Source organism: Serratia quinivorans (assembly GCF_052113645.1).
Taxonomy (GTDB): domain Bacteria; phylum Pseudomonadota; class Gammaproteobacteria; order Enterobacterales; family Enterobacteriaceae; genus Serratia; species Serratia quinivorans_B.
The window spans coordinates 229,421-247,992 of sequence record NZ_JBIEIU010000004.1; the positions used below are offsets into that span (position 1 = coordinate 229,421).

21 protein-coding genes and 1 pseudogene are annotated in these 18,572 nt (G+C 55.7%); 14 read left to right on the forward strand and 8 right to left on the reverse strand.

Annotated features, from left to right (window positions below; translation table 11 throughout):
- The first annotated feature begins 110 nt into the window (after positions 1–110).
- Positions 111–1,469, forward strand: coding sequence for an MFS transporter (locus tag ACGS9J_RS10265; protein ID WP_442230942.1), 1,359 nt, complete (start codon positions 111–113; stop codon positions 1,467–1,469).
- 42 nt (positions 1,470–1,511) lie between these two features.
- Here ACGS9J_RS10265 and trpS read toward each other — a convergent pair whose 3' ends face one another.
- The gene (gene trpS, locus ACGS9J_RS10270) at positions 1,512–2,519 is read right to left on the reverse strand and encodes a tryptophan--tRNA ligase (RefSeq protein WP_442230823.1); all 1,008 of its coding nucleotides are present in this window, start codon (positions 2,517–2,519) and stop codon (positions 1,512–1,514) included.
- Positions 2,520–2,676: 157 nt separating this feature from the next.
- Positions 2,677–2,841: a hypothetical protein gene (locus ACGS9J_RS10275; protein ID WP_442230824.1), complete on the reverse strand. Its 165-nt coding sequence runs from the start codon at positions 2,839–2,841 to the stop codon at positions 2,677–2,679.
- Between the two features lie 108 nt (positions 2,842–2,949).
- On the opposite strand from ACGS9J_RS10275, the gene ACGS9J_RS10280 reads away from it, so the two are divergent.
- On the forward strand, positions 2,950–3,849 hold the full coding sequence (locus ACGS9J_RS10280; protein ID WP_442230943.1) for an NAD(P)-dependent oxidoreductase: 900 nt from the start codon (positions 2,950–2,952) through the stop codon (positions 3,847–3,849).
- 35 nt (positions 3,850–3,884) lie between these two features.
- Here ACGS9J_RS10280 and ACGS9J_RS10285 read toward each other — a convergent pair whose 3' ends face one another.
- The 3 genes from ACGS9J_RS10285 to ACGS9J_RS10295 all read right to left on the reverse strand — a co-directional run bounded on the left by ACGS9J_RS10285 (position 3,885) and on the right by ACGS9J_RS10295 (position 6,556).
- A complete protein-coding gene (locus ACGS9J_RS10285; protein WP_442230825.1) occupies positions 3,885–4,412 on the reverse strand; it encodes a cysteine hydrolase family protein in 528 nt (175 codons plus the stop codon).
- 27 nt (positions 4,413–4,439) lie between these two features.
- Positions 4,440–5,543, reverse strand: a complete 1,104-nt coding sequence (locus tag ACGS9J_RS10290; RefSeq protein WP_442230826.1) for a suppressor of fused domain protein — start codon at positions 5,541–5,543, stop codon at positions 4,440–4,442.
- Positions 5,544–5,653: 110 nt separating this feature from the next.
- Complete coding sequence (locus tag ACGS9J_RS10295) at positions 5,654–6,556, reverse strand: LysR family transcriptional regulator (protein ID WP_442230827.1); 903 nt, start codon at positions 6,554–6,556, stop codon at positions 5,654–5,656.
- Positions 6,557–6,676: 120 nt separating this feature from the next.
- Here ACGS9J_RS10295 and ACGS9J_RS10300 point away from each other — a divergent pair, with 120 nt between their 5' ends.
- Complete coding sequence (locus tag ACGS9J_RS10300) at positions 6,677–7,186, forward strand: phenolic acid decarboxylase (protein WP_442230944.1); 510 nt, start codon at positions 6,677–6,679, stop codon at positions 7,184–7,186.
- 3 nt (positions 7,187–7,189) lie between these two features.
- Here ACGS9J_RS10300 and ACGS9J_RS10305 read toward each other — a convergent pair whose 3' ends face one another.
- On the reverse strand, positions 7,190–8,071 hold the full coding sequence (locus tag ACGS9J_RS10305; protein ID WP_442230828.1) for an oxygenase MpaB family protein: 882 nt from the start codon (positions 8,069–8,071) through the stop codon (positions 7,190–7,192).
- Positions 8,072–8,169: 98 nt separating this feature from the next.
- Between ACGS9J_RS10305 and ACGS9J_RS10310 the strand changes: the two are divergent.
- From ACGS9J_RS10310 to ACGS9J_RS10325, 4 genes and pseudogenes are all read left to right on the forward strand, one after another.
- Positions 8,170–8,277, forward strand: a pseudogene (locus ACGS9J_RS10310) (GNAT family N-acetyltransferase); the annotation flags it as partial.
- 243 nt (positions 8,278–8,520) lie between these two features.
- Positions 8,521–9,546 carry a methionine ABC transporter ATP-binding protein gene (locus tag ACGS9J_RS10315; RefSeq protein ID WP_442230829.1) on the forward strand — a complete coding sequence of 342 codons (1,026 nt, stop codon included), beginning with the start codon at positions 8,521–8,523 and terminating at the stop codon, positions 9,544–9,546.
- On the forward strand, positions 9,539–10,207 hold the full coding sequence (locus ACGS9J_RS10320; RefSeq protein ID WP_442230830.1) for a methionine ABC transporter permease: 669 nt from the start codon (positions 9,539–9,541) through the stop codon (positions 10,205–10,207). The genes ACGS9J_RS10315 and ACGS9J_RS10320 overlap by 8 nt, the downstream gene beginning before the upstream one ends.
- 17 nt (positions 10,208–10,224) lie before the next feature.
- Positions 10,225–11,046, forward strand: coding sequence for a MetQ/NlpA family ABC transporter substrate-binding protein (locus ACGS9J_RS10325; RefSeq protein WP_442230831.1), 822 nt, complete (start codon positions 10,225–10,227; stop codon positions 11,044–11,046).
- A gap of 231 nt (positions 11,047–11,277) precedes the next feature.
- Here the strand turns inward: ACGS9J_RS10325 and ACGS9J_RS10330 are convergent, their stop codons facing one another.
- The gene (locus ACGS9J_RS10330) at positions 11,278–11,922 is read right to left on the reverse strand and encodes a TetR/AcrR family transcriptional regulator (RefSeq protein ID WP_442230832.1); all 645 of its coding nucleotides are present in this window, start codon (positions 11,920–11,922) and stop codon (positions 11,278–11,280) included.
- 176 nt (positions 11,923–12,098) lie between these two features.
- Between ACGS9J_RS10330 and bhsA (ACGS9J_RS10335) the strand changes: the two genes are divergently transcribed.
- Positions 12,099–12,356, forward strand: a complete 258-nt coding sequence (gene bhsA / locus ACGS9J_RS10335) for a multiple stress resistance protein BhsA (RefSeq protein ID WP_442230833.1) — start codon at positions 12,099–12,101, stop codon at positions 12,354–12,356.
- 204 nt (positions 12,357–12,560) lie between these two features.
- Positions 12,561–12,818: a multiple stress resistance protein BhsA gene (gene bhsA / locus ACGS9J_RS10340; protein WP_442230834.1), complete on the forward strand. Its 258-nt coding sequence runs from the start codon at positions 12,561–12,563 to the stop codon at positions 12,816–12,818.
- Between the two features lie 62 nt (positions 12,819–12,880).
- Here the strand turns inward: bhsA (ACGS9J_RS10340) and ACGS9J_RS10345 are convergent, their stop codons facing one another.
- Positions 12,881–13,804, reverse strand: coding sequence for a bifunctional helix-turn-helix transcriptional regulator/GNAT family N-acetyltransferase (locus ACGS9J_RS10345; protein ID WP_442230835.1), 924 nt, complete (start codon positions 13,802–13,804; stop codon positions 12,881–12,883).
- Between the two features lie 464 nt (positions 13,805–14,268).
- Here ACGS9J_RS10345 and ACGS9J_RS10350 point away from each other — a divergent pair, with 464 nt between their 5' ends.
- The 5 genes from ACGS9J_RS10350 (at position 14,269) to ACGS9J_RS10370 (ending at position 18,564) form a co-directional block, all read left to right on the forward strand.
- Positions 14,269–14,940 (forward strand): CsgG/HfaB family protein, encoded by a 672-nt coding sequence (locus ACGS9J_RS10350; protein WP_442230836.1) that lies wholly within the window; start codon positions 14,269–14,271, stop codon positions 14,938–14,940.
- A gap of 18 nt (positions 14,941–14,958) precedes the next feature.
- Entirely contained in the window at positions 14,959–15,315 is a 357-nt protein-coding gene (locus ACGS9J_RS10355; protein WP_442230837.1) for a DUF4810 domain-containing protein, read from the forward strand.
- On the forward strand, positions 15,312–15,971 hold the full coding sequence (locus ACGS9J_RS10360) for a DUF799 domain-containing protein (RefSeq protein WP_442230838.1): 660 nt from the start codon (positions 15,312–15,314) through the stop codon (positions 15,969–15,971). The genes ACGS9J_RS10355 and ACGS9J_RS10360 overlap by 4 nt, the downstream gene beginning before the upstream one ends.
- A 130-nt stretch (positions 15,972–16,101) precedes the next feature.
- Positions 16,102–17,592 carry an alpha-amylase gene (gene amyA, locus ACGS9J_RS10365; protein WP_442230839.1) on the forward strand — a complete coding sequence of 497 codons (1,491 nt, stop codon included), beginning with the start codon at positions 16,102–16,104 and terminating at the stop codon, positions 17,590–17,592.
- Between the two features lie 123 nt (positions 17,593–17,715).
- Complete coding sequence (locus tag ACGS9J_RS10370) at positions 17,716–18,564, forward strand: PA4780 family RIO1-like protein kinase (protein ID WP_442230840.1); 849 nt, start codon at positions 17,716–17,718, stop codon at positions 18,562–18,564.
- The last annotated feature ends 8 nt before the right edge of the window (positions 18,565–18,572 follow it).

Here is an 18,572-nt window from a genome sequence, read left to right on the forward strand (position 1 = left end):
CGCCAACAATATTTCGCCCACTAGGCTTACTGCCGACCACCTGCTAATGCACCATCCAGGGGAATACCCGGAATAATAAATATTATTAATGCGAAATTCTGGAGGCAATGATGGAAAGAACTCATACCGTTGATAGCGATAAACAACCGACGGATCCCTATTCCGATCACATAATTCCTATGCCGCCGGAGGGAATGTTAGTCCGCTCGGCGAAAATTAAGAAAATTCAAACCACGGCGATGTTCTTGTTATTTATGGCCGCAATAATCAACTTTCTCGATCGCAGCTCACTCTCGGTAGCGAACTCCACCATTCGGGAGGAAATGGGGTTGAGCGGCACCGAAATCGGCCTGCTGCTGTCGGCGTTTTCATTGGCTTACGGCATCGCCCAATTGCCCTGCGGCCCGTTGCTGGACCGAAAAGGCCCGCGCCTGATGCTCGGTCTCGGCATGTTTGTCTGGTCGGTGTTCCAGACGCTGTCCGGCATGATCCATAGCTTCACTCAATTTATCTGGGTCCGTATCGGGCTGGGAATTGGCGAGGCGCCAATGAACCCGTGCGGCGTGAAGGTGATCAATGACTGGTTCAACATCAAAGATCGCGGCATGCCCATGGGGATTTTCAATGCCGCCTCGACCATCGGGCTGGCGATCAGCCCGCCGATCCTCACCGCCATGATGCTGGCCTTCGGCTGGCGCGGCATGTTCATCACCATCGGCGTGTTGGGGATCGCCCTGTCGATCGGCTGGTACATGCTGTACCGCAACCGCCAGGACGTCAGCCTGAGTGCTCAGGAACAAGCCTATCTGAACGCCGGCAGCGTCAGCGCGCGGCCTGAACCGATGAACTTCCGCGAGTGGCGTGGGCTATTCAGGAACCGCACCATGTGGGGCATGATGATCGGCTTTAGCGGCATCAACTACACCGCCTGGCTGTATCTGGCCTGGCTGCCGGGTTATCTGCAAACCACTTACCATCTGGATCTGAAAAGCACCGGGCTGATGAGCGCCATCCCGTTCCTGTTTGGCGCCGCCGGCATGCTGTCGAACGGTTTCGTTACCGACTTTTTGGTGCGTCGCGGTATGGCGCCGTTGAAAAGCCGTAAAATTTGCATCGTGGCCGGGATGTTGCTGTCCGCGTCCTTTACCGCCGTGGTCGCCCAGGCCACCACCACCTACAGTGCGGTGTTGTTGATTGGCATGGCGCTGTTTTGCATCCACTTTGCCGGTACTTCCTGCTGGGGCTTGATCCACGTGGCGGTCACCTCGCGCATGACCGCCTCGGTCGGCAGCATTCAAAACTTCGCCAGCTTTATCTTCGCCTCGTTCGCGCCGGTGGTCACCGGCTGGATCCTGGATACCACCCACTCTTTCAGCCTGGCGCTGACCCTCTGTTCCTGCTTCACCGTGATAGGTGCGCTGTCATATATCTTCGTGGTCAAACACCCGATCGTTGACAGCGCCGCCTGAGGATGACACCACGCGCCCTCTCCCGCAGGAGAGGGCGTACGTTTAACTCAGGCTAAAAAAATCCAACCCCAACGCGCCTTTCACCTGTGCCAGCGTCTGCTTGCTGACCTGATCGGCACGTTGCGTCCCCTGTTGCAGAATACGTAACAGCTCACCCTTGTCGGCCAGATACTCGGCCCGGCGAGTACGGATAGGCTCCAGCAGGCTTTGCAGGCAATCCTCCAGCAGGCGTTTGATTTTCATGTCCCCCAACCCGCCACGACGGTAGTGCGCTTTCAACTCCGCCACATGTTCGGCATCGTCACAGAAGGCATCCAGATAGGTGAACACCATGTTGCCCTCCACCCGGCCTGGATCATTGACGTTCAGGTGGCCCGGATCGGTGAACATGCTCATCACGGCCTTGTGAACCTGCTCAGCGTCCGCGCCCAAAGTGATGGTGTTGCCGCGCGATTTCGACATTTTGCCCTGCCCGTCCAGCCCCGGCAGACGGCTGACGTTGCTCAGCAACGGCTGGCACTCCGTCAATACCGGCCTGTCGACGATGCGATTGAAGCGCCGGACAATTTCGTTGGTCTGTTCCAGCATCGGCAATTGATCTTCGCCGACCGGCACATGGGTCGCGCCGAAGGCGGTGATGTCCGCCGCCTGGCTGACCGGATAGACCAGGAACCCGGCCGGCAGGCTGCGGGAAAAGTCTTTTTCGATAATTTCGCTTTTCACCGTGGGGTTGCGTTCCAGCCGCGCCACGCTGACCAGATTGAGGTAATACATCGTCAGTTCAGCCAGTGCCGGCAGCGCGGATTGCAGACAAATCGTGGTTTTCTGCGGATCGATGCCCACCGCCAGGTAGTCGGCGACCAGATTAAGCACGTTGGCGCTGATTTTTTGAGGATGGTTGCCGTTATCGGTCAGCCCCTGCAGATCCGCCACCAGCACCGTTTGCCGATGCTGGTGTTGCAGCTCAACACGCTGGCGCAGCGACCCGACGTAGTGGCCTAAATGCAGGGATCCGGTGGCGCGATCGCCGGTCAGAATGGTGTAACTCATTGCCTTGCTCCTGAAAGTAAATACACCACCGGATCAACGCAATAAAAATGCCGCCAGAACCGGCGGCATTGAAAAGAGGTGTGAATACCCGTGCCGCCTTCAGAGGAGGCGCCACCAAGACTGGCTGTGAGTGGGGTGCATCGGCATATTCATGCTTTTAAGGTATCTCCCCGGTACGCGGGTTGTCAATAACCGCACGCTGCCAGGCCGCCGCCTGTTCGCCGGCGATACGGCAGAATGCCTCGGTCAACGGGGATGGCGTGCGTAACGCCAGCGCCAGCGTATAGGGTACCGGCCTGCCGCAGGATCGCATTGACGCCATCACCGGCACCATTACCTCAATTAACGGCGGTGCGCGGGTCGGTTAAGAAAGCGTTACATTCCACCATTTGCGTTCTCACACCGGCGCGTTAGGGTGAAAGAAGACAACCTGAGGAAGGAACGCAATATGAAGATCGGATTTGCCGGCCTGGGCGGTATGGGCAGCGCGATGGCCGCCAACCTGTTGCAGGCTGGCTATGAGGTAAAGGTATGGAACCGTTCGCCCCAGCCAGCGCAGCCTTTGGTGAGCGCCGGGGCCTTGCAGGCTCGGCAGCCGGAAGAACTGGCGGATGTGGATGTGCTGATCACCATGCTGGCCAACGATGCCGCCACCGAGCAGGTAGTGGTGGAGAGCGGACTGCTGCAACGGCTGCTCCCCGGCGCGATCCACGTCAATATGGCGACGGTCTCGGTGGCGCTGGCCAAACGACTGGCGTTGCTGCACGCGGAGCGCAACGTCGGTTATATCGCCGCACCGGTGCTGGGGCGGGTGGACGTCGCCGCAGCCGGCAAGCTGAACATTCTGGCGGCGGGCGAACCGCAATGGCTCGCCAAAGTACAGCCGCTGTTTGAGGTGCTCGGTCAGGAGACCTGGCATTTTGGCGAACGGCCCGAGCAGGCCAATATCGTTAAAATCGCCGCCAACTTCACGCTGGCCAGCGCCATTGAGGCAATGGCGGAAGGCAGTGCGCTGGTGCGCAACTACGGCGTTTCCGGCGCGGATTATCTGCACATGCTCAGCAGCACCCTGTTTGCCTCCCCGGCTTACAAAGGCTACGGCGCACTGATCGCCGAAGAAAAGTTTGAACCGGCCGGTTTTAAATTAAGCCTGGGTATGAAAGACGTCGGCCTGGCACTGGAGGCCGGTGCCAACAGCCACACGCCTATGCCATTCGCCAGCGTGCTGAAGGACAACTTCCTCGACGCGGTGGCACAGGGCGATGCGGATTTGGATTGGTCGGCGTTGGCCAAAGTGGCGGCACGCAGGGCAGGATTGAAATCATCTTGATCGGCCCGGATCGCTCCGGGCTTTTTATCCAGCGGTCAGAAACGGATTTCTGCCGTCGGTAACGCGTCGATCAGCACGCCAAAGCTTTCGATATTCGACAGCGTGGCGTTGTGATGAGCGCGGATCTGCAGGCCGGTGGCATGGGCTTTATCGTGGCTGGTGTGCGCATCCGCCGCCAACGTCACCGGGTAACCCAGTGCGGCGGCGCGGCGGGTGGTGGTATCCACGCAAAACTCGGTGGAATAGCCGCAGACCACCAGATGCGAAACGCCGTTCGCAATCAACAGCGGCCCCAACCCAGTACGCAGGAATGAATCCGGCGTGGTTTTCTCCACCCGGTGATCGCCGTCGTTCACCTGCAGGCGCGAGTCAATCTGCCAGGCTTCACTGCCGTGCGCCAACTCATCATCCGGCGTTTGATGCTGAATAAAAATCACCGGCACGCCAGCCTGACGGGCAGCGGCACTTAAGGTGTTAATGCGCGCCATCGTCGCTTCGGCATCCGCCGGTGGCGGCGTAAACAGCCCTTTCTGCACATCAATAACCAACAGCGCTGACGTCATGATTGCCCCCAGAGAAGAAATTCTGTTTCAGCATACCGGCTGACGCGGACGGAAGATATGGTCGACGCCCTGTTCACGCAGCTTATTGACCAGGTCGTGACCACCGTTCGGTGTAGCGTGCGCCAGCAGGCGCTCGGCTTCAAATACCGGGCTGGCCCAGAAGACATTGACCGGGTCGCCATGCTGTTTCGGCAAGTTCAGATGCTCGTGATACGGGTAAAACGAGGAGGACAGCACGTAGCCCTCATAACCCTGCGGGGCCACTTCAGACTCCAGGGTGTGCCCTTCTCCAAACCAGGTGATTTTTGCCCAAGGTACGTGAGCGAACCCGGCCAGCGCGCTGGCCATCTGCACCGCATTCTCTTCCGTCATGTATTGACCGTCGATAGCGATCCCCATTTCCATGCGTCGATAGCGGGAAGCGTCGTCGTTAAACAGGATTTCCACCCATGGCATCGGCCGGATGCTGACGCCCATAGTGAGAAAATAGTAAATGCCGTCGCGCTCATGCTGGGTGATCGCCATCGGCGGCCATTTGCCCTGATCGATCGCGTAGTATTTCACCGAAGGGCCAAAATGCTGCTCGTAATGCGCCTGATAATCGCTCTGCATCTTGGGCCAGGGGTTGCCCTCTTCCCGCTGCCAACGGCGCCAGAACTGACGGGTACTTTCCGCCAGCGCGTACTGGGTATTGGTGGAAGCGGAGCCGAGCGGGTAAGCCAGCGGGCTCTCTTTGATACAACTGGCGGAATAGCACACCGAATGGTCGATATACAGGCTCCAGCCGGGGATCACCGCCAGTAATTGGCCGTAATACCACAGTGCCGCGCCGTCGTCGCTCTCGGTCCAAACCACCGTCAGCCCTTCCGGGTTCAGCGGCGCTTCCCCTTCCAGATTGCGGCAGAATTCGGCCGCCAGCATCGGTGGCTGCCCCAGCGCCAGCGCCGCACTGTCTTCCTGATGCGGCGCGGCCGCCAGGTTGCGCAGCCAACAGGCGCGTACCTGAAAGCGTTCGCTATTTTCTTCTGAAGGATAAATATAAAAATAAGCAGCCCGGTGATCTTGCTGAACCACCGCGACCAGCGTCTGGTTCTCATTACTGACTTCAGCAAGTACGTGTGACTCGTTCATATAACCTCAAATAGGCTCAAGGCGCAGAATAATGCTGCACGCTAAATAAAATGGAAATTGGCTTTTATCCAGTGTAAAGCGCATTACCGCTCGGATCACCCGTAAAAGTCTCAAAATTTCGGGCTGTTGGCTAATTGATCGTCGGATTGCACCGCATCGGCGATCATTTCCGCCATGGCTCTGGTCGTCAGATCAAAATACCCCTGAGGGTTTCCATAAATTAAATATAGCGGCGTGGCGCGGATCCGCTGGCCGGCAAGCGGCAAGGGCTGCAATTCACCACTGGCCAGCAGCTCGGTGATCCGGTCTTGCGGCAACCAGCCATAGCCCACGCCATGGCATATCGCCTGTATCGCCGCATCAAAGGTGGTAAAACTCCACGCGGTGTCTGCATCCGCTTGCTGCAGAGGATCGGTAATCGCTACGCGATGAAAGCGGGCCAGTTCGGCCTGAGTCAGCGGGCCATTCAATTGATGCAACGGATGTTTATGATGGGCGACGGCGATAAAATTCACATCCATCAAAAAACTGCCGTCTACTGAGGCATCCGGCGGCAACGTCGTGATGTATAAGTCGGCATCAGCTTGCGCCAGCAGTTCCCGGCTTTCACCCCGCAGGATCTCACGTAACCGGACCTGAGTTTGCGGATAGCGCTGTTGAAATTGCCGCAGCGCGCGAAACAGCAAGGGTTTCGGAAAAACGCTGTCCGCCACCAGCGTTAACGCCACCTTCTCACCTTGGGTCAATGCCGCCGCCCGCGCTTCAAGCTGGCTGAAGGCGGTAATCAGCGGTTTGGCATGTTCCAGTAGAGCCCGGCCTTCCACCGTCAATTCCGCCTTACGGCCTACAATCATCAGCAATTTAACGCCCAGCCGCTCCTGCAAGGTATGCAAACTGTAACTCACCGAGGATTGGCTGCGGTGCAGATATTCAGCAGCCTGAATATATCCCCCTTGCTCAATCAGGGTCTGCAGCGTGTACCACTGATCCAGCGTGGTTTTGGGTGCCCGCATCGTCGCCTCCTAAAAATATCTAATAATTCGATTATTAATCACCAATATCAGCGTTTTTATATCGATTTTTATCAGCGTAGGCTACTCATATCGACTTAAAACACTCTCCATAAGGAACGCATAATGAGCAGCTTCGACAAACACGACCTGAGCGGTTTTATCGGCAAACACCTGGTGTATACCTATGACAACGGCTGGAATTATGAGATCTACCTGAAGAATGCCGGAACCATCGATTATCGGATCCACAGTGGGTTAGTGGGCAATCGCTGGGTGAAAGATCAAGCGGTCTACGTGGTTCGGGTGGCCGCAGAAGTGTATAAGATTTCATGGACTGAGCCGACCGGGACTGACGTTAGCCTCATCGTCAATCTGGGCGATCTGATTTTCCACGGCACCATTTTCTTCCCGCGCTGGGTTATGAATAATCCACAGCACACCATCTGTTTCCAAAATGAACACCTGGCACAAATGGCGGCCTATCGTGAAGCCGGTCCAGCGTACCCAACTGAAGTGATCGACGAATTCGCCAGTATCACCTTTGTACGCGACTGCGGTGAAAACGGTGAGCAAGTGATTAACTGTCCAGCCAGCGAACTGCCGGCAGATTTCCCCGCTAATCTGCGTTGATCGTCAATGCGCTACGGCAGCTTTGTTAATTCGGCGCAGAGCACGCTGGTAGGACCCATTGCGCATCGAGGCGCGCAGCACTTTACCGACGCCGCCCGCACCGGCACGCACCAGGCGGCGGCGTAAGGTTCCGGGATGGAAATCAAACTGTTGCTGCGCCCAGTCCGGCAGCAGATCTATGCCCGCCTGCATCACCAATGCGCCAAAAGGCCGGGCCAATGCGCTGGGCGCAGGGGCGGCCAGCAGAATGCGCGCGACCTCCCGCGTACGCTCATCGCACACCAATTGCGGCCGTATCCGCTGTAAATAATCTTCCACCTCCGCGCAGGAAGTGGGGATCTCGCTCGCCCCCAAAGCCGCGGCTACGCGTGCGGTCTCACGGTAATATTTGTCCTGCATTTCGCGGGGAAAAGACGGGTTGCGGTAGCGCAAATGACTGGCTAAAAAGCGACTGCTTTCCACCACGTGTACCCAGGTGAGCAACTCAGGATCGCTGGCCGCATAGGGCCTGCCGTCGCTGCTGACGCCGTTGACCTGCAGGTGAATGGCTTTGACTTTGGCAATCAGGCGTTCGGCTTCGGCGGTGGGGCCAAAGGTGGTGACGGAGACAAACTGGCTGGTGCGACGCAGGCGACCAAGCATATCTTCGCGAAAGTTGGAATGGTCCCATACGCCGGCCAACGCCAACGGGTGCAACATCTGCATCAGCAAGGCGCTGACGCCGCCGCACAGCATCGAGGTAAAATCGTTGTGTACCTGCCAGATAACCGACTGCGGGCCGAACAGGCCCGGATCGCCCGGCGGTTTTTCGAAATCAATGCCGCCGAGTGCCAACCCGGTCAGACTGATCACCTGTTTTTCTATCGCTGCGCGTATCACTTCCATTCCGACTGGCCCCGTTTACCCTCTGGCGGCCAGTGTAACATGGCGCGAAATGCGGCTTTTAACTCTGCGGGGCGCGATCCGGGGAACGTCCCGGCCACCCCAGCGGCTTTTATCGCCACTACGGCTTTGAAATCACCGGGCGTTCAGCGCTCGACGGTCAGGGCAACCCTTTCCCGCTGCTGCACATGAAACTCGCCAAACGTTAACTCACTCCCCTCGGTCAGGGTTTACCTGGCCGTCGTTTCATCATCACTTCCGCTCATCATCTGATATACCAAATCAGAATAACTAATAGAATTTACATTCTTCCTGTCACTATCAACCCCCGGTAGGATTGGCCCGTATTCACCCAGCAACAGAGGTTCCGTCTGCCCCTATCCCAACAAGCCGACCCCTTTCCGGCGCCCCGGGCGGAACGCTGTGATGTATTAATAAGGATTCGCTTCTCTATGATCGTTCTTTCGAACGTTTGCAAAACTTTTGACAGCGCACAGGGCCGCGTTGTCGCAGTGGATGATGTCAACCTGGCGGTCGAGGCCGGGCAAATTTACGGCATCATCGGCTACAGCGGCGCCGGTAAAAGCACCCTGATCCGTTTGCTTAACGGGTTGGAAACGCCCAGCAGCGGCAGCATTGAGGTCGACGGTTTCGATATCGCCGGGGCCAAAGGTAGCGAATTGCGCCAGGCGCGGCTGAAAATCAGCATGGTGTTCCAACACTTTAATCTGCTGTGGTCACGCACCGTCGGACAGAACATTGCCTTTTCCATGCAAATCGCCGGCGTGCCCAAAGCGCAGATTAAACCGCGGGTGGCGGAGCTGATCGCGCTGGTTGGCCTGCAAGGCCGTGAGGACGCTTACCCGTCGCAGCTGAGCGGCGGGCAAAAACAGCGCGTCGGTATCGCCCGCGCTCTGGCCAATAATCCAGGGGTTTTGCTGTGCGATGAAGCCACTTCGGCGCTCGATCCCCAAACTACCGACTCGATTCTCGACTTGCTGTTGGACATCAACCGCAAGTTGAACCTGACCATCGTGCTGATCACCCATGAAATGCACGTAGTGCGTAAAATTTGCCACCGTGTGGCGGTGATGGAAAACGGCCGCATCGTCGAGGAAGGCCCGGTGCTCGACGTTTTTACCCGACCGCAGCAGCCGATTACCCAACAGTTCGTCAAACAGGTTTCGCAATATCAGGAAACCGAGGAAAGCTTCAATCCCCTGCTGAGCCAACACCTGTCGGGTGCGATTTTCAAGCTGACGTTTGTCGGCGTGCAGACCCATCAGGCGGTGATTTCCGACGTGATCCTGCGCTACAAGGTAAGCATTAACATTCTGCACGGCAAAATCAGCCAAACCTTGAATGGCTCCTTTGGCGAGCTGTATATCCACGCCGAAGGCAACGATCTGCAAATCGCCAGCATGCTGAAGTTATTGAAAGAACAAGAGATCGCCGTTGAGGTCATTAAACATGATTGAGTCACTGTTCCCTCACCTGCGCATTGACTCGTTGCTGAATGCCACCTGGGAAACCCTGTACATGACCGGCATTGCCGGATTGGCGACGCTGGTGCTCGGCATGGTACTCGGGGTGCTGCTGTTCCTGACGTCCCGCGGCCAACTGTTGCAAAACCGCGCCGTCTATTCGCTGATTTCAGTGCTGGTCAACGTGTTCCGTTCCATCCCGTTCATCATTCTGATCGTGTTGCTGATCCCGTTCACCAAGACACTGATCGGCACCATTTTGGGCGCTGACGCGGCGCTGCCGGCGCTGATTGTCGGCGCGGCACCGTTCTACGCCCGATTGGTCGAGATTGGCCTGCGCGAGGTGGACAAAGGAGTGATCGAAGCGGCGCGTTCCATGGGCGCCAAAACCAGCACCATTATCTTTCGCGTACTGCTGCCGGAGTCTTCACCGGCGCTGGTTTCCGGCATTACCGTCACCCTGATCGCGCTGGTGAGCTACACCGCGATGGCCGGGGTGATCGGCGCAGGCGGGCTGGGCAATCTGGCCTATCTGGAAGGTTTTCAACGCAACCACGGTGACGTGACGCTGGTCGCGACGCTGACGATCCTGTTGATCGTTTTCGTTATCCAGTTCATCGGCGACACCATTACAACCACGCTCGATAAACGATAAATAACCAGGGAATAATGATGATGAAAAAGCAAATTATGATGCTGGCTTTCGCCTCACTGACCACGTTGGCCTCTTTTGGTGCCGCGGCAGAAACCAAGCTGGTGGTCGGCGCCTCTAATGTGCCGCACGCCGAGATCCTCGAGCAGGCCAAGCCGATTCTGGCGAAAGAAGGCATTGATTTGGTGATCAAGCCCTTCCAGGATTACATCCTGCCGAACACCGCGCTGGCCAGTCACGATATTGACGCCAACTATTTCCAGCACGTGCCTTACCTGAATTCAGTGTTGAAGGATCACGCCGACGACAAGAGCTACGACTTTGTCAGCGCCGGCGCCATCCATATCGAACCTATCGGTATTTACTCCAAGAAATACAAGAGTCTGAAAGACTTGCCGGACAACGGCAAAATCATCATGCGCGACGCGGTGGCAGAGGAAGGACGTATCCTGTCGATCTTTGAAAAAGAAGGCGTGATTAAACTGAAGCCGGGCGTGAGCAAGGTGGATGCACGCATCTCCGACGTGGTGGAAAACCCGAAACATCTGAAGTTCCAGGCAAACGTGGAAGGCGCGCTGTTGCCGCAGATGTATAACAACGATGAGGGCGATGCGGTCGTGATTAACGCCAACTACGCCATCGATGCCGGGCTGAACCCGACCAAAGACCCGATTGCGGTCGAGAGCGGCGAAAACAACCCGTATGCCAACATCATCACCGTGCACAAGGCCGACGTGAACAAGCCGGAAATTGTCGCGCTGGTGAAAGTACTGCACTCCAAGGCCATTCAGGATTTCATCCGCGAAAAATACCAGGGCGCGGTGATCCCGGTTAACCAGTAATTAATAGTAAGGCCGCAGCGATGCGGCGTGCCGATCAGATAAGCAAAGTTCTGAATTAGAATGTACGACTTTGCTAAAGTGAGCATCCCCCTCTCCAGGGGGAGAGGGCCGGGGTGAGGGGCTCTCGCGTTGGTATGTATCCCCTCACCCTAACCCTCTCCCAAAGGAGAGGGAACAATATCACCTGAACTGACAGGCATTACGCAGCGGTGCGACCTTATACGCCCTTCCCTAGACCTTATTGCCCACCTGGCTGAGACGCGGCCAAACCAGCATCAATGCATCAAGCAAACGAAGTAAATCTGCGCGGCTTGCGCCTTCACGCGCCTGCGTCGACATGCCTTCAATGGTGCAAATGATAAATTTGGCCAGCAATGCGGTATCGGTTTTCGCCAGCAGCTCGCCCTGCGCCACTTTGCGGTCAAAACAGGCCCGCAGGCTGGCTTCATTTGAATGATGCTTTTTACGCAGCATCTCGGCGACTTCATCGGATGATGAAGACAAGGTCGCGGAGGCACACACCATAAAGCAGCCTGACGGGGTATTAGGATCGGTAAACACTTCCGCCGAAGAGCGGACATAGGCTTCGACGATTTCCGCGATCGGCAGATCCTGCTCCAACAGTTGGTTGGTGCAAGTGGTGTATTTTTGCAGGTAGCGTTCCACCGATGCGCGGAACAGCCCTTCCTTGTTGCCGAACTCGGCATACAGCGTCGGTGCTTTGGCCCCGGTCACCTCCACCAAATCCGCCAGCGATGTTGATTCATAACCGTGCCGCCAGAACAGATCGAGTGCACTGTCCAGCGCACGGTCGCGATCAAACTGCTTCGGTCTGCCACGCGTTTTTTTGGCGCAGACTTCTTCATTGATACTCATAGACCCTCTCTTATCCCGCCCCGCAGCAGAGGCTGGTAACTTAAATTAACGATCATTATAAAAAAATATTGCGCTGCCGTCGAGGAGCGATTACCATTTAGTTATCGATCGTTAAACAAACAATAACGACAGACATCAACTCCCCCAGTCAAGACTTGAAGAAAGGAATTAACTCCATGAAAAACCTAAAAATAACCCTTGCAGCCCTGGCTCTTACCTCGCTTTCTTTCGGCAGCTTCGCCGCCGATTTGGTTAATAACCCACCGGCAGATCAGCAGGAAGCCGGGGTCATTACCGTCAGTGGAGCGTCAGATCTCACTACTCTGGAAGCCGGGTTGTCCGCCAAGGCTGATGCCGCGGGTGCAAAATCATTTCGTATCACGGGCGCCGGGGGTAACAACCAACTGCACGGAACCGCAATAATCTATAAATAACAATAAATTAAATTATAAACGCTGGACAGGTAGCGGTTTTTCACCTTCCAGCGGAAGCGCGTTAAAAACAAATTAATTAACGAACACTAAAAAAATAGTTGCAAAGCGCCGAACAGGCGTCTAACATTAAATTATCGATCGTTAATTAATTTAACGACCTAACAAACAAAACCTCATAAATACGATATTGATAGGAATAAGACTATGAAAAACCTGAAAATCACCATCGCAGCCATCGCACTGGCCACCGCTTCTTTCGGCAGCTTCGCCGCCGATCTGGTTAACGCTCAACCGGCAAATCTGCAAAAAGCCGGCGTGGTAACCGTCAGCGGTGCATCCGACCTGACCAGCCTGGAAAACAAACTGGCGGCCAAAGCAGATGAAGCAGGCGCTAAATCATTCCAGATCATCTCAACTACCGGTGACAACAAGCTGCACGGTACTGCGATTATCTACAATTAATTGCTGATTCAGTGATTGTGCAAAGAGGCGGCCTTGGCCGCCTTTTGCTTTTTCGGCGAAGCTCAGTCGTTTTGCAGGTTCTTTAGCATGTAGATATTGCAGCCGTGATGACCGGTGTTGCCGCGCTTTTCCGTCAACAGCGTGAAGCCCAGCGCGTAATACAATCCCAACGCTTCTTTCAGTTGCTCGGTGGTTTCCAGATAACAGTAGCGGTACCCCGCCGCCCGTGCCGCTTTCAATGCCTGCACCACCATATAACGGGCCATCCCCAACCCGCGTACGCTGGGCTTAAAGAACAGTTTTTGCAGCTCGCAATAACCGACGTCACCGCCCGTCAAGGGGGCGATACCGACGCCCCCGACCACCTGCCCCTCCTGTTCCAGCACCCAATACTTGCCGCCGTTGTCATGATAGACGCCGGTCAGACGATCCAGATCGGGATCGTGCAAACTGACCCCCTCCATTTTGTCCATGCCGTACTCACGGAATACGTTGCAAATAATGCCGGCCATCGCTGCGTCATCATTCTGGGTTATCGGACGAACCTGCAAAGCGGCGTCGCGCTGCTTGCGCGCACTGCGTAATGCCGCGGTCATCTTTTTCATGGCGGCAGTAGTGGCGGCCAGTTCATCATCGTCCAGCTGTGCCAACGCATCCTGCATAAAACCGTCGGCATTGGCGTCGATCCCCGCCAGCGTTTTACGGCCCAAGCGGGTCAGTTGATTCAGGTTGTGGCGTTTGTCGTGCGGATAGTCCACCGCTTCAATCATGCCGGCGGTAACCAGGCTGCGCACCGCCCGGCTGGCACTGGCCTTATCGATGCACAAGCGGGTGGCCAGTTCGGTAACGCCCAGCGGCAGCGTGCTAATCTCAATCAAAATGTGGATCTGCAACGGCGAAAAACGGCTGCCGTTACTCTGTTTATTCAACATGCCCAGTTCTCTGACCAGGTTGCGCGACAATGCCCTGAAATCTCTGATATTCACAATCCGTATCCCCGTCGGCTTGGGCGGTGAAGCCCAGCATTTAGTTGATAGTGTTACCTAAATTTTCACTACCATAACGGATTTTCAAACAGTGATAAATCCCAATCCGACGAGGCATTCGTGCTAATTCGTCACGGCCTGCAGAATGACATTCTTCATTAGGTCAATTCGATAAAATAAAAAACCAATTAATGTGAGTTTAATAAAGAATAAACCCGTCAAAAAGCGGGCAATTAAGCCAGGCAGATAAATCTGGCGCAATATCCTTACTCAATTCATTGTATTTGAATGAGTTATTAAATCCCTAATAGCGTCCATTATGTCGATATTCTGTTGTATTTCGTTACACATCCATGGCAGGATTGCCCCGTTTAAATAGCCACAGATCCCCGGCGATTTAAATCCTGGGCGTAAGGCGGTATATGTCTTGCGCGGTTTTATAATCATGGAGAGATTGTGTTCCAATGAAAAAATCACTCGTTATCTGTTCGGCCGCCCTTTCTGTCAGCCTGCTGGCAGGATGCGCCACCGAATCCTCGCGCTCGCTGGAAGTGCCTAAAGTGGCCTCCTACAACACCAGCTATCAAGGTCAGCGCAGCCCTATCTCCGTCGGCAAATTCGATAACCGCTCCAGCTACATGAACGGCATCTTCTCCGATGGCGTCGATCGTTTGGGCAACCAGTCCAAAACCATCCTGATCACCCATTTGCAGCAAACCGGCCGTTTCAACGTGCTGGATCGCGCCAATATGGATGAGCTGAAAACCGAAGCCGGCATTAAAGGCCAAACCCAGACGCTGAAAGGCGCCAACTATGTGATCACCGGCGACGTGACCGAGTTCGGCCGTAAAGAAGTCGGCGATCATCAACTGTGGGGCATTCTGGGTCGCGGCAAAACGCAGGTGGCCTACGCCAAGGTCAATCTGAACGTGGTCAACGTACAAACCTCCGAAGTGGTTTATTCCACTCAGGGTGCCGGCGAGTACCAACTCTCCAACCGCGAAATTATCGGCTTCGGCGGTACTGCCAGCTACGATTCTACCCTCAACGGCAAAGTGCTGGATTTGGCCGTGCGTGAAGCGGTCAATAACCTGGTTGCCGGTATCGAAAGTGGCGCATGGCGTCCTGCTAACTAACGGAATAGAAGCAGCAATATGATAACTAAAAAAATGAGTGGGGCGCTGTTCGCAGTGACCCTGCTGGCCGGCTGCGCCGCGCCAAAAACGCTTTACAATTGGGATGGGTACCAAACCTCGATCTATCAATATTATCAACAGGATGGACTCAGTCCTGACCAACAGATTTTGACGCTAAAGGAAATCGCCGAAAAATCTCGTGCCAAGAATAAAGCCGTGCCGCCGGGCCTGCATGCTCAACTGGGGTTGCTGTACAGCAAAACCGGCAATACCGGGCAAGCAATGACCGAGTTCAATACGGAGAAGTCGCTGTTCCCGGAATCAGCGCCGTTTATGAATTTCCTGATGGCCAAGGACAAGGGGAGCTTTAAATGAAGCGTGCATTAGGTTTATTCAGCGTCGCCGTCACCCTGTTGTTGAGCGGCTGCGCCAAACAAACGCCTTACGATTATGCAGCCTTCCACGAGAGCAAGCCGAAATCCATTTTGGTGCTGCCGCCGGTCAATCAGTCACCGGATGTCAAAGCCAGCCACAGCGTGCTTGCCAGCACCACACTGCCTTTGGCGGAAGCCGGTTACTATGTGCTGCCGGTCGCCGTGGTCGAGGAGACTTTCCAGCAAAACGGCCTGACCAACGCCAACGATATCCGCGCAGTCAGCATTCAAAAACTGCATAAGATCTTCGGTGCCGACGCAGTGCTGTACCTGGATGTCACGCAATACGGCACCAGCTATATCGTGATTAACAGCGAAACGCGCGTTACCGTGAAAGCCCGGTTGGTCGATCTGCGCAACGGCAAGCAACTTTGGGCCGGCAGCGCTACCGCCTCCAGCAATGAAAATAACGACAACTCCGGCAGCGGTCTGCTGGGGATGGTGATCAGCGCCGCCATCGCGCAAATCGCCGACACTATCAGCGACAAAGGTTTCGACGTTGGCGCTATCGCCAACACCCGCTTGCTGTCGGCAAACGGTAAGAACGGTGCCATTCTGTATGGCCCACGCTCACCGCATTACGCCAGTCAACGCTAACCCCAAGGGCGGCCTCTCTGGCCGCCCAAACCTGGTTTCCCTTTTGCCAAAAGTAGCCCATGCTGTAACAGTGATGGGGTGAGTTGCGGCTCATCCTGCACCTCCTTTTGGCAAACAGGACGGCTTGCTCATGACGAAAAAAACCACGTTGCTGCAGTTTTTCCATTGGTACTACCCCGATGGCGGTAAGTTATGGCAGGAAGCCGCCGAACGCGCCGAGCACATTGCCGGACTGGGCATTACCGATCTGTGGCTGCCCCCGGCCTACAAAGGCGCTTCCGGTGGCTATTCGGTGGGTTACGACAGTTATGATCTGTTCGACCTGGGCGAGTTCGATCAAAAAGGCAGCCGCGCCACCAAATATGGCGATAAAGAGGCGCTGGCACATGCCGCTACTCAGCTGCGCAACAACGGCATACGGGTGATTTACGACGTGGTGTTCAACCACAAGCTCGGTGCCGACGAAAAAGAACAGGTCCACGTGTATAAAGCGGACGCCAACAACCGCAACGATATTAATGATCAGGGCTTCGACGCACTGGCCTATACCCGTTTCACCTTCCCGGGCCGACAAGGTACCTACTCCAAATTCATTTGGGATTACAAATGCTTTGGCGGCGTGGATTATGTTGAGCAGCCCGATGAAAAAGGCGTATTCAAAATCGCCAACGATTACGGCGACGACGGCTGGAACGAGCAGGTCGGCGACGAAAAAGGCAACTACGATTACCTGATGGGTGCCGACGTTGAGTTTCGCAATCCGGCGGTCGTGGAAGAGTTGAAATACTGGGCGCGTTGGCTGCTGGACACCCTGCCGTGCGACGGTTTCCGGCTGGACGCGGCCAAACACATTCCGGCCTGGTTCTTTAAGGAGTGGGCTGACCACGTGCGTGACAGCGCACAGCGCGATCTGTTTATCGTCGCCGAATACTGGTCACACGATTTGCCGGCGTTACAGCAGTATATTGACCTGGTCGAGGGCAAAGTGATGCTGTTCGACGTAGCCTTGCACCTGAAGTTTCATCAGGCATCGAAACAGGGAGACGGGTTTGATATGGCGCAAATTTTCACCGACACCCTGACCGCGGCCGATCCGGCCCATTCGGTCACGCTGGTCGCCAACCATGACACCCAGCCGCTACAATCGCTGGAAGCCCCGGTCGAACCCTGGTTCAAACCGCTGGCCTATGCCCTGATCCTGTTGCGCGAACAGGGCGTGCCCTGCGTGTTCTATCCCGACCTGTATGGCGCCAGCTACAAAGATGAAGGCAGCGACGGCCAGGAGTACCAAATTGATATGCCGGTCATCCCGGAGTTGGAAAAGTTGATCCAGGCGCGTCAACGTTTTGCCAACGGCGCGCAAACCGATTATTTTGATGATAAAAACTGCGTGGCTTTCACCCGCAGCGGCACCGCCGACGCACCTGGCTGCGTAGTGGTGCTCACCAATGGGGTCGAAAGCGGCAAAGCGGTTTCGCTGGGCGACGCCCTGGCGCATAAAAGCTGGCGAGACCTGCTTGGCAACCGCCAGGATGAGGTCACCACCGACGAGCAGGGAAAGGCGACTTTTCCGGTAAACGGCGGCAGCGTCAGCGTTTGGGTGCCGGCGGAAACCCTGTAGCGGGTGTGCCGTTGCGGCCCGGTGTCGCAACGGCGGCAAACTATTTTTTGCCTTTCAGGTCTAAATTAGGGTAACACCTTAGCAAACCATTCACACCAGAGCCTAAATAGGGTACAAGGCTGCATGAAAATTCCAAAACGACTCCAGCCATTGGTAGATGATGGTTTAATCGACGACGTCATCCGCCGTTTGAAAAGTGGCAAAGAAGCCGACGTCTTTATCGTGCGCTGCGGCGAAGAGATCCGCTGCGCCAAAGTCTACAAAGAAGCAGAAAAACGTAACTTCAAGCAGGCCGTGAACTATCAGGAAGGCCGTAAAGTACGTAACAGCCGTGATGCACGCGCCATGAGCAAAGGCTCTAAATTCGGCCGCCAGCAGCAGGAAGAAGCCTGGCAGAACACCGAGGTCGACGCACTGAACCTGCTCGCCAAAGCGGGCGTGCGCGTGCCGCAGCCGGACATCTGTCTGGATGGCGTACTGCTGATGGAATTGATTACCGACGAAGAGGGGTTGGTCGCGCCGCGTCTGAGCGATGTCACCCTGACGCCGGAACAGGCGCGGGCCGATCACGCGCTGATGATGAACTACGCGGTGCGCATGCTGTGCGCCGGGTTGGTGCATGGCGATTTGTCGGAATTTAACGTGCTGATGGACAAAAACGGGCCGGTGATTATCGATCTGCCGCAGGTGGTGGACGCCGCCGCCAACAACCACGCCAAAAGCATGTTCGAACGCGATATCAATAACATGTCGCAGTTTTACGGTCAGTACGCACCGGAACTGCTCAGCAGCAAATATGCCAAAGAGATTTGGGCGCTGTACCAGGAAGGTAATCTGACACCGGCCAGCGTGCTGACCGGCAAGTTTGTCGAGAGCAACAAACGCGCCGATGTCGGTTCCGTTCTGGAAGAAATTCAGGCGGCCAGCGAAGAGCACCAACGCCAGCAAATGGCCCGCAACGAAGAAGATTAATCCTCCGG